This window comes from Aliinostoc maniaoense, from assembly GCF_058172895.1.
The window spans coordinates 3300859-3318022 of record NZ_CP187952.1 but is presented as its reverse complement, the minus strand read 5'-3'; the positions used below and the strand labels follow the sequence as shown (position 1 = coordinate 3318022).

Here is a 17164-nt window from a genome sequence, read left to right as displayed (position 1 = left end):
GGCATTGGGCATTGGGCAATTCAATTTTGGATTTTGGATTTTAAATTTTGGATTTCAATCTAAAATCCAAAATCTAAAATCTAAAATTCTTTCCCTTGTCTTCCTTGTCTCCCCTGCCCCCTGCCCCCTGCCCCCCTGCCTCTTAACCAGTCCCTTTTCACATGACTATTGACTATTGACCAATGACTAAAACTGCATGGGTGTTTCCCGGACAAGGTTCTCAAACATTAGGAATGGGAACAGATTTATTAGATATACCTGCGGCTCAGGAAAAGTTTGCCGCAGCTGAAGCAATATTAGGCTGGTCGGTGACAGACATCTGCCAAAATGAAGAAGAAAAGTTATCCAAAACGCTCTACACACAGCCTTGTCTGTACGTAGTAGAAAGTATCCTCACTGACCTAGTCCGGGAAAAAGGACACCAGCCAGATTTAGTTGCTGGTCATAGTTTAGGGGAATATGTTGCCCTGTATGCTGCCGGTGTATTTGATTGGTCAACCGGTTTAGAGTTAGTCAAGCGACGCGCTGAATTGATGGATAGTGCCGCAGGCGGAATGATGGCAGCTTTGATGAACTTTGACCGGGAAAAATTAGAAAAAGTGATCGCGGAAACTCCTGATGTAGTTTTAGCGAATGATAACAGTCCAGCACAGGTAGTCATCTCTGGTACTCCTGATGCAGTACAGACAGTCATGTCTCAAGTGAAAGCTAAACGTGCTATTCCCCTGAAAGTTTCAGGAGCATTTCACTCACCCCTGATGGCAGATGTAGCAGATGAATTTCAAAAAATTCTGGACGCTGTAGAATTTCAGTCAGCTAAAGTACCAGTATTATCTAACGTCGAGCCAGTCCCCGCTCTTGATCCTACAATTTTAAAGCAACGCCTAACCCAACAAATGACAGGTTCAGTACGCTGGCGAGAAATTGCTTTACAATTACCAGCCAACAACATTGAGAAAGTAGTAGAAATCGGCCCTGGTAACGTCCTAACCGGTTTGATTAAACGCAGCACAACTGATTTAATCTTAGAAAACGTCCGCAACGCTGCGGAATTACCAAATTAGGGTTGAGCGACAAATCAATTCAAAATACCCTACGGCTACTCCTTCCCAGAGCATCCCGTAGGGAAGAATATTTTTCTCCCTTATCTCCCTTGTCTCCCTTGTCTTCCTTGTCTCCCTTGTCTCCCCGAAGTTCTGTTCGCCCTTGGCGTTGGCGAAGCCATCGGAGGAAACCTCCGCTCAGACTTCTCTCCTTGTCTCCCCCTGCCCCCTGCCCCCTGCCCCCTGCCCCCTGCCCCCTGCCCCATCCCCCATGCCTAGAACACGCGAACCATTAATTAGTCTAGCTCTTTACCATGCTTTCAAATGGTCGGTAGTCAGTCCGATGCTTCATGCTTACTTTCGGGGGCGGATTTATGGTGTGGAAAATGTTCCTCAATCTGGCCCTTTAGTCGTTGTGAGTAATCATGCTAGCTACTTTGACCCCCCAATTGTTTCTAATTGTGTTTGTCGGCCAGTAGCATACATGGCTAAACAAGAATTATTTGATGTCCCAGTTTTGGCGCAGGCAATTAAATTATATGGTGCTTACCCAGTCAGCCGGGGCAGTGCCGATCGCAATGCTATCCGCGCAGCTCTAGAGTATTTAGAAAATGGTTGGGCTGTAGGTGTATTTTTAGAAGGCACTCGTACCCCCGACGGACGTATTCATGATCCTAAACGTGGTGCTTTACTATTAGCTGCTAAAGCTAAAGCCCCTATATTACCCGTATGTTTATGGGGTTCAGACCAGATTTCACAACCAGGCTCATCTTTACCTCGTCGAGTTCCTCTCACCGTCAGAATTGGTAATTTAATTGATGCTCCTAGTTCTACTAATAAAGAAGAACTAGAACAAGTAACACAAAAATGTGCCGCCGTCATTAACCATATGCACGATTTAGGGCGTTGAGAAAAATATTCAGAATGTATGCTCTGGGAAAGTGGCGATCGCCACTTTATTTTTGTACATTAAAACTCACTCTCCCAAAAATATGCACTCCCAACTCTTATGAGTGGATTTGAAGCCAAAAATTTGTGGCATCGTCTGAATAATTCATTAATAGTGCGCTTTTTGCTATTAGTTGCTGCTGGTTGGGCTTTAGTCCAGCTACTAGCATACTTTCAAACAGTAATAGTCATTTTTACATTTGCCGCTATTTTAGCTTTCTTACTGAATTATCCTGTCAAGTGGTTGCAGAAATTTTTGCCCCACGGGATAGCAGTTATTATCGTTTTTTTAATCAGTGTTATATTTTTGAGTGGACTATTAATTACAATTGGTGTAGCAGTTGTCTCTCAAGGACAACAATTAATAGACAGTATCTCTAATTTTTTAACTTCTTTGATACCTTTTTTAGAAAGGATTGAAGAAACATTGCGGGATCGTAATTTGCAAATAGATTTAAGTGTAATTCAAGAACAATTACGTAATCAAGCAATATCAAGTTTAGTCACTAGTCTCACTATATTACAACAATTATTAACGAATTTTGTTACTTTTATTATAATTGCTGTTGTAGCTTTTTTTATGTTACTCGACGGCGAAAAATTGTGGAAATTTATGCTCAGGTTTTTACCAAATCATCATCGTGTTAGATTTAGCAGGATTTTACGCCGCAGTTTTTTAGGATTCTTTCGAGGACAGTTACTATTAACTATATTTTTAAGCACAGCTACCTTTATTGTATTTATATTATTGAATGTACCTTTTGCTTTGCTTCTGTCTTTGATAGTCGGAATACTTGATATTATTCCAGGCATAGGAGCAACTTTAGGAATTAGTGTGATTACTTTAATTGTGTTATCTCAAAATGTTTGGTTAGCATTAAAAGTTGTCATAGCTTGCATATTGCTTCAGCAAATTCAAGATAATTTGATTGCACCCCGTGTCATGCAAGGAGCGTTAAATCTAAATCCGGTGGTAGTATTTTTTGCCCTATTAATAGGTGCAAGAGTTGCAGGATTATTAGGAATTTTTTTATCAATTCCCATTACCGGAGTAATTGTATCTTTATTTGAAATTAACGCGATGAAATCAGAAGTTTAGGGGAGAGTCAAAGGGACGGCAGAAGGGAGAAGCAGATAAATAAATTTAGTGGCTGGAACGAAAGACGTATTTTAATCTGTAAAATCAATATATGCAAAGCAAAAACAGAAAATCATGTCAGATTTGAGAGCAGAATTATTAGAAACTTTAGATGAAGCTGAATGGGAATGGTTGATTCCTCATGTGCAGCGAGATGCGGTGATTTTAGTGTCACTGGACTTAGATTTACTAGATGTTGGTGAAGCGATCGCTAATGATAATACCTCATCTGTTCAACAATGGATCGAGCGTCAACTAATCACCAAACCTTCAGTCACCCAAGTGGGACAATGGAATAGCGATCGCACTAAGCGTTTTAACACACTCATTATCCAACCTTATGTTTTAGTCCAAGAAATGGGGAATTAGAACTGGGGGCAGGGAGCAGGGAGCAGGGGGCAGGGAGCAGGGGGCAGGGAGCAGGGGTAGACAAGGGAGACAAGGTAGACAAGGGAGAAATATTTACCCCAATGCCCCATGCCCCATGCCCCATGCCCAAAATTCTTTAATTTTGAATTTTGAATTTTGAATTTTGAATTGACTAGCCCATGCCCAATTTCTTACCGCTTTTGTTGAACTTGCTCGGCCCCTGTGTAACCGGTAGCTACCCAAAATAAGGCTCTAGCTCCATCACGGATAGACTTTTCCATTGGTTCAGGGGGGATTTTTGATGGTACTGGTATTGGTTTGAACCGAATCCCTCGACTACCTAAAATGATCTCACCGATGATACAAGCTCGTCGCATATGAAAATCAGAGGTAATTAAATAAACATTTTTAATTTTGCGTGCTTGTAAATCATCTAATATTGTAGTAAAATTTGTTACAGTATCTACCGCTTCATAGTCTAAATGTAAACGTTTAGGATTGATACCCTCTTTAGTAAATACCCTTTTTGTATAGCCAGGAGGACTACCGCCAGAAATCATGATGGGCAAATTGGGATGCTGACGAGCAAATTTGGCAGTAAATTTTTCTCTTTCTAGATTTTTGGTTGAGCCACCTAAAACAATTACTGCTTCCGGTGGTTGGCTATTATTTTGTACTTCCTGATATCCCAACCACATCAATAACGGTAAAACCAGAGCCGCTAATTGAAATGGCTTACCCCTAAACAATAGATTATTCTTCAAGGCTCTATAACTTCGTCAGATAATTTTCTCTATAGGTCAGAAAAATAAGAATGTTGGCAAACTCACACAAATGTATTTTTGCCACCACATACCGATTCACTAAAATTTTGAACCGGATTGAAACCCTAAAACCCTTGTGAATTATAGATTTTTGAATTTTGAATCGGCATGAGTTGTTGATGACGGGACTGGCCAGACTCGAACCGGCGACCTAGCGCTTAGGAGGCGCTCGCTCTATCCAACTGAGCTACAGCCCCAACTACGAAGCATATACAATGATAGCAGTAGTTTTAGGTGGACTGCCAAAAATTGTTCCAAGAACCGCCGCCAATTTCTAACCCACAAAGATAGCTGTGTGCTTTGAGAATGACTAGAGGGGATGTACCCCTTATTTGTCGTAACTCTAAACTGAGCTTTCCTTGCATAGTGTCCTGACAACAAAATTGTAAACCGTTTGTTGTCGGCGCACGCAGGGGTGTACCGGGTAGATGCGTAGTTCCGGTTATTTCAATCTCATAATCTAGGTTTTTTGCTTGCATTTGCCATCTACCCCAGGGTTGAATATTCCACTTTACTTTGGCATTCCAAGGGACAAATTCATAAAACTTGCCTTGATAATGTAAACCAATCATCGCTACAGACTCCATCCACCACAACACACCCCGCTTACCACCACCAGCCGTTAACGCCAAATCAGGTTCGCCATCAAAGCTATTACAATTCAACCAAAACCATTTTTGGGGAAAAGCACCACCCCAATTCTTTTCGCCATAGGCTGGTGCATTTTGGAATTGATAAATTTGGCCATTCCAATCAATCCAACCAGTTGCTAAACCATGAGCCATTAAAATCTGCCATCCTGGCTCAAAAATCTGTAAAAATGACAGCCAGCCAGCAGTAGATTGCTGAGGACTATTTTGATTACCCCAGCCATATACAGGCTGAATTTCATATTCCCAACGACAATAAAAACCAGTTGCAGGATCTTGAATAAATCCTTGGTTCAAATTTGCAGTAGCTTGATAGCCTTCTTCGATATATTTTGTAAACTCCGATGGTAAGAGATATAGGGGTTCAGTATTCAGGTTAGTTTTACCCCAATGGCCTAAAGCCAAAACATCTCGACTAGCCCAAAATTTAGTCACATCAGGAAAAATCCGACAGAGATATTGATCATTTGCACCGAGGACTTGCGCCGCACCGCCACTGTAGGCTTGATTGCCAATGGGATCTTCAATGGAATACATAAAAGCAAAAGTCTGACCACAATCTGGTAAAGTAACGCGGTAATACCAGCCTTCAAAAAAACGCCGACTAGTGCCGTCCCAATGATATCCACTGTGAGGTGTTTGAGTAGATGGAAGAAGATTTATGGGAATAGTTAACATAGATTTATGTACTTCTATTTCTTGGTATGCGCGATTGTCTTGATATTAATCATGCTTATGAAATTCTAGGGTTAAAACCTGGTGTATCGCAGGTAGAGATAAAAAGAGCTTATCGTCAACTGGTGAAAATTTGGCATCCCGATCGCTTTACCAATTCACCACAAAAACAGCAAGCAGAGGCCAAAATCAAACAAATCAACGCTGCTTACAATCTGCTGAAGTCAGAGACTCCCACGGTAACAAAACCTGCTGCACCTGCACCCCAAAAGTCTCCTAACGTTTCCGTCAATCGTTGGAATGCAGAAACTTTCTATAACTATGGCGTGGAGAGCGTAGGGCAAGGAGAATATCAAGAAGCGATCGCCTATTTCACTCAAGCAATTCGCCTCAACCCTCGCTATATCGAAGCTTATAAATATCGTGGCTTAGTTTGTTCACAATTAGGCTACGAATATAGAGCCGCATCAGACTTAAATAAAGCCGCACAGCTAGAAGGAAAAATCCCCCAGGCCACTCCTTTTGGCAGAGTCAAGTATAAATCTCAGCCCCAATCTTTCCTAGCTAGATGGTGCAAAAAACTCAAAAACTTTCTCAGATCGCGTTAAATCCTCACTTTCAAGAAACAGGGGTGTAAGGGTGTAGGGGTATAGGCGTATAGGGGTATAGGGGAAGAAATAAAGTGTTTCTTTCATTCATAGCGGGTGGTGTGCCGCCAGTGCGGCTGCTCCTAAAGAACGATGAGCGAAAAAAGGTGTGGTGAGTGTGGGGAGTGTGGAGGGTAATTTTTTGGATACTGTACCTAGAAATACCACACAAAATTTCGTTCACCCCCTAAAAAAACTCTCCCTCATCTCCCTTGTCCCCCTTGTCCCCCTTGTCCCCCTTGTCCCCCTTGTCCCCCTTGTCTCCCTTGTCCCCCTGCCCCCTGCCCCCTACACCCCTACCTTCTAATTAACGGCTTTGCCAGATAGAATAGTTAGCAAATGTTGCCTACCACCTGAGTCATGACACCTTCACAAGAAGTAGATACCTTAAACACTCCTGACATTGATACTGAGGAATATGGCAACTCAAAACCTCATCCTCTTGATGAGTTGCCTGATGAAGTCGAAATGTCTCTTTTCGATCACTTAGAAGAGTTACGCCAACGGATTTTTTATTCACTCATTGCCGTAGCTGTCGGTGTTGTCGGCTGTTTTCTAGTTGTGAAACCTATTGTTAAGCTGCTAGAAGTTCCAGCTAAGGGAGTGAAATTCCTACAACTTGCACCTGGAGAATATTTCTTTGTTTCTTTAAAAGTTGCTGCCTACAGTGGCTTAATACTCTCTAGTCCCTTCATACTTTATCAAATTATCCAATTTGTGCTGCCAGGACTGACTCGCCGTGAACGTCGATTGTTAGGGCCAGTAGTTTTAGGTTCAAGTGTGTTATTTGCTACTGGGTTGGTTTTTGCTTATTTGCTGCTGATTCCCGCCGCTTTGAATTTCTTTATCAGCTATGGTGCGGATGTTGTGGAGCAAATTTGGTCAATTGATAAGTATTTTGAATTTATCCTGTTATTGATGTTCAGTACCGGTTTAGCATTCCAAGTACCGATTATCCAACTTTTACTGGCTAATCTAGGAATTGTCTCGTCTGCAACTATGTTAGCTGGTTGGCGATCGGTTATTCTGGGAGGAGTCATTTTAGGTGCTGTTCTCACACCTTCTACAGATCCTCTTACCCAAAGTCTTTTAGCCGGTGCTGTGTTAGGTCTTTATTTTGGTGGTATTGGTTTAGTAAAACTCTCTGGCAAATAGCATTGACTCTCCCTGTGCATTTATGCCAGAGAGAGTCAAAACGGGGTTCAAGGCTACTCAGAAAATGTAATTGCAGGTATTTTAATCAAAATAGCTAAATAATACCCAATATTGCTGAATATTACATATTGTAGCAATATTCAAGATTTGAAAGCTTCTTATAGACTATCTTGTTTAAATAGATGTATAATAACTGCTTGTAATGATTAATACAGAATTTTTGTATTATGGAATACATAAATTCTGCACTAATCTAGGTTTTCTGTGATACGTAGAAGTATTTGATATTTCTAGCGTTGCAGATACTTAAATATTTAGTAGACTTATACCTGTTGTCTTTCCTGTTCTCTATTCCCTGGGTACGGTAATAATTATGGCTAGGCCATGCTGTGCAAAGAGGAATTAAATCGGATTGCCATAGAAAGTATAAGTAATGTATGTAGAATTGGCAAAATAGCTCTCAAATAAGGCAATTTATTGGCCTTAAATACTCAGTTTGAAAATTGCTTGGCTATCTTTAGGTCTTGATTTATCTTACCCAAATTTCTTGCTGGGTAAGAATTGAGAATTAACGTTAATGGTAGTCATATCAAATCTTCAAATTCAGTGGTATCTAAAAGTATTGGATACTTCAATTTTTTCTTGGGAAAATATTCCCAAAGATTGTATTTTTTATTTAGTGATGTGTGTTTCCCTGAAATTTTAAGTAGAGGATTAATTTTGAAATTGATCTCTCAAATATGTATGCTATTGTTAAAATTCAAATTTTCAGGAAAATGCCGTAATGTTGACGCAAAATTTTCAGGTGCTTACAGAGCATCATCAGTTTGTTAAAAATGATGGTGATGATGTCATTACCGGATTCAACCAAACCCCGAAAACTTTACCGCCAAAATACTTTTACGACGATCGCGGTTCTGAATTATTTGAACAAATTTGCGATTTACCGGAATATTATCCTACTAGAACAGAAGCATGGATTTTAGGTACATATGCTAATGAAATTGCTCAAATCACTGGTAAATGTGAACTTATAGAGTTAGGAAGCGGTAGTTCTACCAAAACTATTTTTCTGTTAGATGCTTACCAAAAAATTGCCAGTTTATCAAAATATGTACCAATTGATGTCAGTGGTGGAATCCTCAAAGCTAGTGTACTGAAGCTACAAAAAAAGTACCCTAATTTATCAATTGATGGCTTAGTAGGAACTTATGAACAAGCATTAATCAAACTAGCCTCCACTGCTTCCCCCTCGCGGATGATTTTCTTTCTGGGAAGTTCGATAGGAAATTTCAATCCCCAAGAATCAGAGAGGTTTTTACAACAAGTTGCTGATGCTTTAAATCCAGGTGATTACTTTTTACTAGGATTGGATTTACAAAAACCCAAAAATATATTAGAAGCAGCCTATAACGACAAACAAGGAGTAACGGCTGCTTTTAATTTGAATATGCTCTCCCATTTAAATTGGCGTTTTCAAGGTGATTTTGACCTGAATTTATTTACTCATCAAGCCATTTATAATCAAACAGATGCTCAGATTGAAATGTATCTGCATAGCCACAAGAGTCATTGGGTAACTCTAGAAACTTTAGATTTGAAAATTTTCTTGGAATCTGGAGAAAAGATTTTAACTGAAATCTCTCGCAAGTTCGATTTAGCAACTATGCAAAAAGAACTGGAAACCCACGGACTGAGGACGCTAAAAGTTTGGACAGATCCTCAGCAGTGGTTTGGCTTAATTCTTTGTCAGGCTTAAAGCCAATTTGCTCTATTGTCACGCTAGAGCAAATTTTTCAGCCTACCCATAGGTGATTCCGAAAATTAAATTGTAGTTTGACATCCTATCAATACGGATTAATTTACGGAAGTTGTTCAAAAAATAGCTGACATTCTTACCTATCCCCATCTCTGTGATTTTCAGAGAGTTTGGGGATAGAAAAACTTACTCAGATCATCAATTACAAACCTATGAACATGGATGCAGTTTGGAACACGCTCACAAATATCAATTATTCCAATATCCCCATTGCTAAAATAGCTGCTGTTCTGCTGATATTGACAGTGACACAAACATTAAGGCGGTTTTTTGTTGCAGTCATTATTAAAAGTATTGAGAAAATAACTAGTAAAACTCAAAATAAATTTGATGATGAATTAATTGCCATTATTAAACCTGCTTTAAGTTGGCTAATTCTGATTGCTGGATTTTGGCTAGTTAAAGAAATTCTCTCAGAAGATTTAGGGCTACAACTGAGCGCAACTATTGGTAGAATACTCAACTTAATCGTTATTTTCATAGTTGCTTATGTTGTTTATCGCAGTTCTTCTATTTTGGGTCAGATTATAGCCAACGTGGTGCTACATACTGAAACAGAGCTTGATGAATTGCTCAGGCCTTTAATGCCGAAAATTTTTCAATCGGCAGCTATCATTATTTTAGCAATTAAGGTTAGTGAGATATTTTTAGGACAATCAGCAGCAGCATTAGTTGGTTTATTAGGTGGTGCTGGTATCACTTTAGGTTTGCTGTTAAAGGATATTGTTTATGATTGGTTTTGTACTCTGATTATTTATTCTGATAATCTCTATCGAGAAGGGGACTGGGTAGGAATATCAGGAGTAGATGGCTTTGTGCAGATCCTCAATATTGGATTTAGAACTACAACACTTCATGTAGCTAAATGGGGTTCAATCATCAAAATGCCCAATTCCAGAATGATTTCTGGAGTTGTAGAAAATTGGTCACAAAATCCAGGGCAAGAATTAAAGTGGGGAGTGAATTTAATTTTGAAAATTGATGGCATTTCAGCACAGAAAACTGCGAGAATTTGTAATGCAATTCAAGAAATGCCGAAGTCTATAGCTGGTTTTTCTCCATCATGCACAGTGCGATTTAAGAGCATACAAGATAATGCCCGTGTGATTGAAGTTATGGCATTTGTGAATGATGATAATCTCTACTTTGAGGCTGAGAAAAATTTAAACCTAGCTATATTAGCATTATTGGAGGAAGAAGGTATTGATTTCTTGTTTGTGGAATTAGAAACTACTCCAGAAAACTTTCAAAAAAGTCGGAATGCAGTCAAAAATTAAACAATGTCATGAAAAACATTAAATCTAGTCATCCTCCACAGCTTGATCATTGCGATCGCCAGTCTATTCTCCACTATTTTGATAATGCTTGGCAACTAGAAAATCTCCTGCTGCAAACTTTAGTTGGAGAAGATACATTTTATCTTAATCCTGACCCTTTGAGAAATCCCCTGATTTTTTATCTGGGACATTCTGCTGTTTTTTATATTAATAAATTAATCAGTGTCGGCTTATTAGAAAACCGCCTCAATCCAGAGTATGAAATATTATTTGAAATTGGCGTTGATCCAGAAAAACCAGAGGAATTAAATCAAGCGATCGCGCATTTACAATGGCCACAAGTTGCAGAGGTTTGGGAATATCGCCAAAAAGCCTATGAGGTGATTTCACAATTTATTCAAACAACTACAATTGATTTACCAATTCGTCCTAATCATCCCCTATGGGCTTTAATGATGGGACTAGAACACCAACGTATTCATATTGAAACTTCTTCAATGTTGATTCGTCAACTACCAATTTCTAGGGTTAAACGTCCCGAAAATTGGGAATACGCACCTTGTAATGGTTACACACCCCAAAATGAAATGATAGAGGTATTTGGGGGTGTAGTAAAAATAGGTAAAGCCTTTGATGATTATACCTATGGATGGGATATTGATTATGGCGATCGCACTGTAGAAGTCCCACCTTTTTTAGCTAGTAAATATCTCATTAGCAATGCTGAGTTCTGGTATTTTATTAAAGATGGTGGTTACACAAATTCAGATTATTGGGATGCAGAATCTTGGAATTGGGTAACTGAAAACAACATCAAACACCCTAAATTTTGGCTACCTGAACACGGTAACTATAAATATCGTGCCATGTTTGATGAAATAGATTTACCTCTAGATTGGCCTGTAGAAGTCAATCATTATGAAGCAATGGCTTACTGTCGTTGGCGGGGTAAAAATACGCGTTTAATGAGTGAATCAGAATACCATTTGGCAACTTATGGTAATGGTTTGATATCAGATGCAGAAAATTATAATTTGAATTTCAAATTTGGTTCACCTACTCCTGTGGGAATGCTAGAAACAGCTAAAAGTCACTCTGGCTTGTACGATTTGCGAGGGAATGTTTGGGAATGGTTGAGTGATCACTTAAACCCCCTTACAGGATATCAGCCTCACTATTTATATGCAGATAATTCGGCGATTTTCTTCGATACCAAACATTACATGATGTTAGGCGGATGTTGGATCACTAACGGCACAGAAGCTTTAAAATATTATCGAAATTGGTTTCGTCCTAATTTTTATCAGCACGCTGGTTTTAGAATTGTGCAAGATATTGATAATTAAACGCAGATGGACGCAGATTAACGCAGATAAGTTGGTAACTTAGTCAATTAAATCAGGGAATTATTCACCATGAGACAAAATCCTATCCCACCACAACCAGGCCAAGAATCAGTTTGGGATTATCCACGTCCCGCCATTTTACAAGATACTAATAAGCATCTGAAAGTAATTTGTAATGGTATTGTTTTAGCAGAAACTCACAGAGGTAAAAGAGTTTTAGAAACTAGCCATCCTCCGACTTATTACTTCCCCCCTGAAGATATTAAATTAGAACATCTCATAGAAACATCCAAAAAAGGTTTGTGTGAATGGAAAGGGCGTTATCAATATTATGATATCCGCATCGGAGATAAAAATATAAATTACGGTGCTTGGCGATATTTTGACCCTACCCCAGATTTTGTCCCAATTAAAGAATACTATGGTTTTATTGCTGCCTTAATGGATGCTTGCTATGTCAATGATGAGCTAGTCACACCCCAAGCAGGCGATTTTTATGGGGGTTGGATTACTGCTGATATTGTTGGGCCATTTAAAGGTGGCCCTGGCACATGGGGATGGTAATTGATGAAAATAGCTATCATTAAAATAGATGATGTCACAATTCATGAGCATCATCTAGACATTATCTATAGTGCAGATAAATTTAAGTTTTCTACCAAAATTTTTTACCATGATGTCTCATTTTCTGCACTGATAGAGACATATTCTCAAGAGTTAATTCAAAAAATTGCGGCTCATATTGCCTTATTTGAAGGCATGAAATTATGTTCACTATTTCCGCAATATTACGATATTTCTAAAATAGCTGAACATTTAGCCCCACCTGTCTTAAATTTATTTATTAAGATATATCAAGGGGTATTTGCTCAACATTGGTACGAAAATAATATTACCGATTATCCACACCCAGAAATTATCTCATCACAAGCTTTAGGAGAGAGTCACCCAGTCTCAATCTCAGGTGATAATCTGACGATTCTGGCGGGTTGTGGTGGCGGTAAGGATAGTATTTTGGCGATGAAAATGTTGCAAGCCGCAGAAATTCCTTTTGCTTCTATGCAATATTCTCATAGTGTTTATGGAAAAGCTAAATCACAACATGATTTAATTGCAGATGTACTAGAACAAGTCAACCCAGTTAACAGTCATAAAATATCAATTTATGATGATTTTATTGACTTCCCCTTTCTGCAATTATACTTTCCTGAAAATTCGGGAATTACCGCACCAGAAACGCCAGTTTCTATTTTTGAATCATTATTTTTGATGCTGGCTGGTGGATATAATTATCTGGCTCTAGCGCATGAAAAAAGCGCGAATACGGGAAATTTGTTTTGGGAAGAATTAGGTAGAGAAGTCAACCATCAATGGGGTAAAGGTTTGGAGGCTGAACAGCTTTTAGATCAATTTATTCGAGAGCATCTTTTATCTAACTTCAAATATTTCAGTATTTTGCAACCGATTTATGACTTGCGGATTTTTCAGAACTTCAGTAAATATCCTGAATTATTACCCAAAATTCATTCCTGTAATATTAAAAAGCCTTGGTGCAAAAAATGCCCGAAATGTGCCTATGTTTGGTTAGGTTTAATGGCTTTTTGTAAGGTGGATAAAGTAAATGCAGTATTTCAAAATAACTTATTTGATGATGCAGATTTACTACCAATTTTTCGGGAAATGCTCGGTTTATCACAACATACTCCCTTTGAATGTATTGGGGAAATAGATGAAAGTCGGTTGATGATGAAAAGATGTTTTGATAAGGGTTTATCTGGGAAAGCATTAGATATGTTTGCTCAAGAAATTTTAACAAATACTGCTATTGATTGGGAGAATATACAGCAGAAATATAATAATGTTTACGCACAAGAACACAATATTCCTGATTGGATTTTTGCAAAAATCCAAGATAAATTTTAGTCACTCTATTAAATAAACAAGTTTGTAGTAAGGACTTTAGTCCTTAGTATGAACCAGAAAAACTAACTTTCAAAACAAAATAACCTATGAAAATTGGATTAGTAGAACTACCCCAACTCAAAGTTTTAGATCCTCAAGACATTGATTGGACAGAGCAGAATCAACATCCCCTAATTAGCAAGCAGATTTTAATGTCTAACTTAGAAGCCGGAGGTTTTGAGGTGGAGTTATTCAACCTCAAAAATGGGATTGAGGAACAAGAGTTTGGACAAGTCACCTGGAAAGGCATGACTCTACGTAAAATTGCTTACGGGGCGAAAGTTGCTACTATTGACCCCCAATCCTGTGATGCTTGGGCTGTGACTAACAACTTTACAATCTATAGAGAGTTAACTGGTTTAGTCTTGCGCCATCTAGCAAAGGGCGGTAAACCGATTGTAGTGGGTGGCTCAGATGTGATTGCCCAGCCTCGGTATTACCTAGATGCAGGTGCAACGGCTGTAGTCACAGATAAATCGGGATCTGCTAACTGGGCAATTTTTGACTATGTATTAGGAAAACCACCACGAGAAGAACTATCAGGAGTCCTCTTTGCTAATGGGGCGCATTATCCTAAGCGACTGCGGGGACTGCATCCCCAAGATTGGCCTTTACCATCAATTAGTGTAGCTAAAGCTTGTTTAGGTGGGGGCAATGACTTTGCGGATAATCTTTCCGAATCCTCGTTATTACCTATCGGCTCAGTCATGATGGACTTGGGTTGCGATCGCACTTGTGACTTTTGCCAAACCCCTACCTATGGTACAGGTTATATGCGAATGACTCCCCAGAGAGCTTTAGAATGGTGCGCCCGTCAACAGGAAGCTGGCGCACGTAGTGTTGTCTCTGACTCTGATCAGTTCTTAGGGCGCGTCTTATTCGGAGAGGAAGGTAGACAAGAAGTATTAGAGATTGTCAATGGACTGCGAGCCATGAACTTGCCCGTTTCTTGGGACAATGGCATCGAACTCAAAAAAGCCACCAAAGGCCGTGGACGAGAACGCAATCCAGAAGATTTAGTTCCAGATGAGGAATTAGTAGCCGCCATGTGGGGTTGGGATGGTAAAAGAGGATGCTTTATGGCATACATCCCTGCGGAAAGGCCATTTGTTGGTCGTCAGTCTTATCGCAAATTACTACCTTGGCAACAGCATTGTGATATGATGCGAGCTATTGTCAGGGCTGGTGTACCCACAATTTCTTATGGTTTTATTATCGGACTGGCTGATGATAATCGTGACAGCTTCCTTTATTTAGAAGAAGCGATCGGCGAACTTAAGCAAGAACTAAAAACCATCAATCCCTCCCTGAACTTTTTCGTTACTCCTTACTCAATCATTCCCATTCCTGGAACTCCACAAGAACAAAACCTCCAGAAATTAGGCTTGCTACGCTTTGAAGATCCCACTATTCGCGGTAATTTTTGGACTAGTTCTGTTGATACCCATCACCTAAGTTATGAGCAGGTTTCTGATTGGCAATTGTATCTGTTCCGTAGCCTGGGAGATAATTGGGAAACTCCTGTCATGCCCTTGGGAAGAACTTCTCCCCGTTAGTTGCGTAACGGTTAGGGTTTGTAGTGAGAACTTTAGTTCTCTCTGCGTTCTCTCCGAGAGGCTACGCCAACGCATAGCGTGTCGTAGACAGACGCTCCGCGTTCGCGCAGCGTCCCGCAGGGAACAAATCAGGACTAAAGTCCTTACTACGAACTCAAAGCTATTATTTTTAAATTATTTAACATAGTTTGTTTTTTTCAAGTTATTCTACTTTAGTTCAGGTTTAGACTTGATAAAATTCTGCACAACTTGTTCAACGGGAATAGATTCATTGTCCACTTGATAATTCATTTTTTGTATTTCTTCAGTGGAAATTAAACCTGCTAATTGATTAATAGCTGCTCTGAGTTCTGGATGTTGTTGCAATACACCTTGATTGAATACAGGAATAGCTTCGTAGGGAGGAAAATATTTTTTATCATCTTCTAAAATAACTAAATTCAGGATAGGAATTAAACCATCTGTAGAATTAGCTGCAATAATATCTACTTGCTTTTCTGCTAAAGACTTATACATCAGTCCTAGCTCCATTTGTTGCGGCGGATTGCTAAACTTAAAACCATAAGTTTTAGCTAAACCTGGATAGCCATCTTCTCGTGCAATAAATTCATAACCAAATCCGGCGCGCCATTGCGGAGTATATTTAGCTGCTTCTGAAAGGGTTTTAATTTGTAAACGTTTTGCATCTTCGCCTCGAATAATCATAGCGTAGGTATTATTAAAACCTAAAGGCGGCATAACTTCTAATTGAAATTTTTGGTCATATTCTTGCTTAACTTTTTCATAAATAACTTGAGAATCACTGATAGATGGGTGTTTTAAAATAGATGTAAATGAAGTACCTGTATATTCTACATAGCCAGCAATTTTTCCCGCTTTTACCGCCTCATGACAGATAAAAGTACCACCTAAATTAAAGCGTCTATCAACTATTAATTTAGTGCGGGATTCTATTTGTTGAGCTAGGATTTCTCCTAAGATAACTTGTTCAGTAAAATTTTTTGAACCAATGACAATTGTAGGGGGCGTTAGTTGATATATAACTATAATTAAGGTGGTAAATAGGAAAGTCAATATTGCTAAAATCACTGCAATGCGGCGATTAAATTCGGGTTGATTTTCCCTGGGTTTTGTTAGTTGTTTTTCTAACCATCCCAAGGTTAAATCTGCACCTATAGCAATGAGGGCGGCGGGAATTGCTCCGGCTAGAATCAGTTGATTATTAACTGTAGAAATTCCCCGAAAAATAAATAACCCTAATCCCCCAGCACCAATCGCAGAAGCAATGGTAGCAATTCCTACACAAATAACCGTAGCCACCCTGACCCCCGCTAAGATTACGCCGGAAGCCAAGGGGAGTTCTACCTGCAATAGCAATTGCCATTGCGTCATTCCCATACCCTTCCCCGCTTCTATTACTGCCGGATCAAGGCTAGTAATGCCAGTGTAGGTATTGCGAATGATCGGGAGTAAAGCATAAAGCGTGAGGGCAATCATCGCCGGAATTTTGCCAATTCCCCCCAGAAACGGTACAGAAATTAAAAAACCAAAAATAGCTAAACTGGGAATAGTTTGAATAGCGTTAGCTAAACCAAGAATTGGCTTGGCTAATTGTGGTTGGCGGGTAATGGCGATACCACAGGGAATGCCAATACCAATTGCTACCAACATAGCGATCGCCACCAAAACTAAATGTTCTCCTGTACGGAGGAGAATTTCCCCAAGATAACGACTTAAAAACAAGGTTATATCCTG

At 39.4% G+C, this 17164-nt stretch carries 16 protein-coding genes and 1 tRNA gene; 12 read left to right on the top strand and 5 right to left on the bottom strand.

Translation table 11 applies throughout. The annotated features are described in order from the left end of the window. The first annotated feature begins 182 nt into the window (after positions 1–182). Complete coding sequence (gene fabD, locus ACPZ3T_RS14545; RefSeq protein ID WP_490277058.1) at positions 183–1064, top strand: ACP S-malonyltransferase; 882 nt, start codon at positions 183–185, stop codon at positions 1062–1064. A gap of 80 nt (positions 1065–1144) precedes the next feature. Here the strand turns inward: fabD and ACPZ3T_RS14540 are convergent, their stop codons facing one another. After that, positions 1145–1309, bottom strand: a complete 165-nt coding sequence (locus ACPZ3T_RS14540; RefSeq protein WP_490277057.1) for a hypothetical protein — start codon at positions 1307–1309, stop codon at positions 1145–1147. A gap of 5 nt (positions 1310–1314) precedes the next feature. Here ACPZ3T_RS14540 and ACPZ3T_RS14535 point away from each other — a divergent pair, with 5 nt between their 5' ends. The 3 genes from ACPZ3T_RS14535 (at position 1315) to ACPZ3T_RS14525 (ending at position 3498) form a co-directional block, all read left to right on the top strand. After that, entirely contained in the window at positions 1315–1953 is a 639-nt protein-coding gene (locus ACPZ3T_RS14535) for a lysophospholipid acyltransferase family protein (protein ID WP_490277056.1), read from the top strand. 99 nt (positions 1954–2052) lie between these two features. After that, entirely contained in the window at positions 2053–3090 is a 1038-nt protein-coding gene (locus ACPZ3T_RS14530) for an AI-2E family transporter (protein ID WP_490277055.1), read from the top strand. Positions 3091–3204: 114 nt separating this feature from the next. Then, positions 3205–3498, top strand: a complete 294-nt coding sequence (locus ACPZ3T_RS14525) for a DUF2288 domain-containing protein (protein ID WP_490277054.1) — start codon at positions 3205–3207, stop codon at positions 3496–3498. A gap of 191 nt (positions 3499–3689) precedes the next feature. Here the strand turns inward: ACPZ3T_RS14525 and ACPZ3T_RS14520 are convergent, their stop codons facing one another. The 3 genes from ACPZ3T_RS14520 to ACPZ3T_RS14510 form a co-directional block, all read right to left on the bottom strand. Next, the gene (locus ACPZ3T_RS14520; RefSeq protein WP_490277223.1) at positions 3690–4196 is read right to left on the bottom strand and encodes a YdcF family protein; all 507 of its coding nucleotides are present in this window, start codon (positions 4194–4196) and stop codon (positions 3690–3692) included. Between the two features lie 249 nt (positions 4197–4445). Continuing rightward, positions 4446–4519: transfer RNA gene (locus tag ACPZ3T_RS14515), tRNA-Arg, on the bottom strand. Positions 4520–4552: 33 nt separating this feature from the next. After that, positions 4553–5650 carry a tocopherol cyclase family protein gene (locus ACPZ3T_RS14510; protein ID WP_490277053.1) on the bottom strand — a complete coding sequence of 366 codons (1098 nt, stop codon included), beginning with the start codon at positions 5648–5650 and terminating at the stop codon, positions 4553–4555. Positions 5651–5676: 26 nt separating this feature from the next. Here ACPZ3T_RS14510 and ACPZ3T_RS14505 point away from each other — a divergent pair, with 26 nt between their 5' ends. From ACPZ3T_RS14505 to ACPZ3T_RS14470, 8 genes are all read left to right on the top strand, one after another. Next, the gene (locus tag ACPZ3T_RS14505; protein ID WP_490277052.1) at positions 5677–6255 is read left to right on the top strand and encodes a J domain-containing protein; all 579 of its coding nucleotides are present in this window, start codon (positions 5677–5679) and stop codon (positions 6253–6255) included. Positions 6256–6654: 399 nt separating this feature from the next. Beyond that, positions 6655–7449, top strand: a complete 795-nt coding sequence (gene tatC / locus ACPZ3T_RS14500; protein ID WP_490277051.1) for a twin-arginine translocase subunit TatC — start codon at positions 6655–6657, stop codon at positions 7447–7449. A 784-nt stretch (positions 7450–8233) separates the two neighbouring features. Next, positions 8234–9208, top strand: coding sequence for an L-histidine N(alpha)-methyltransferase (egtD, locus tag ACPZ3T_RS14495; RefSeq protein WP_490277050.1), 975 nt, complete (start codon positions 8234–8236; stop codon positions 9206–9208). 212 nt (positions 9209–9420) lie between these two features. Beyond that, entirely contained in the window at positions 9421–10545 is a 1125-nt protein-coding gene (locus ACPZ3T_RS14490; RefSeq protein ID WP_490277049.1) for a mechanosensitive ion channel family protein, read from the top strand. Positions 10546–10553: 8 nt separating this feature from the next. Then, the gene (gene ovoA / locus ACPZ3T_RS14485) at positions 10554–11891 is read left to right on the top strand and encodes a 5-histidylcysteine sulfoxide synthase (RefSeq protein WP_490277048.1); all 1338 of its coding nucleotides are present in this window, start codon (positions 10554–10556) and stop codon (positions 11889–11891) included. A 69-nt stretch (positions 11892–11960) separates the two neighbouring features. Next, positions 11961–12455 (top strand): DUF427 domain-containing protein, encoded by a 495-nt coding sequence (locus ACPZ3T_RS14480; RefSeq protein WP_490277047.1) that lies wholly within the window; start codon positions 11961–11963, stop codon positions 12453–12455. Between the two features lie 3 nt (positions 12456–12458). Beyond that, the gene (locus ACPZ3T_RS14475) at positions 12459–13814 is read left to right on the top strand and encodes a MurL C-terminal domain-containing protein (RefSeq protein WP_490277046.1); all 1356 of its coding nucleotides are present in this window, start codon (positions 12459–12461) and stop codon (positions 13812–13814) included. 86 nt (positions 13815–13900) lie between these two features. Next, positions 13901–15409, top strand: coding sequence for a radical SAM protein (locus ACPZ3T_RS14470; protein ID WP_490277045.1), 1509 nt, complete (start codon positions 13901–13903; stop codon positions 15407–15409). Between the two features lie 207 nt (positions 15410–15616). Here the strand turns inward: ACPZ3T_RS14470 and ACPZ3T_RS14465 are convergent, their stop codons facing one another. Continuing rightward, positions 15617–17152: a glycine betaine ABC transporter substrate-binding protein gene (locus ACPZ3T_RS14465; RefSeq protein WP_490277044.1), complete on the bottom strand. Its 1536-nt coding sequence runs from the start codon at positions 17150–17152 to the stop codon at positions 15617–15619. Positions 17153–17164 lie beyond the last annotated feature (12 nt).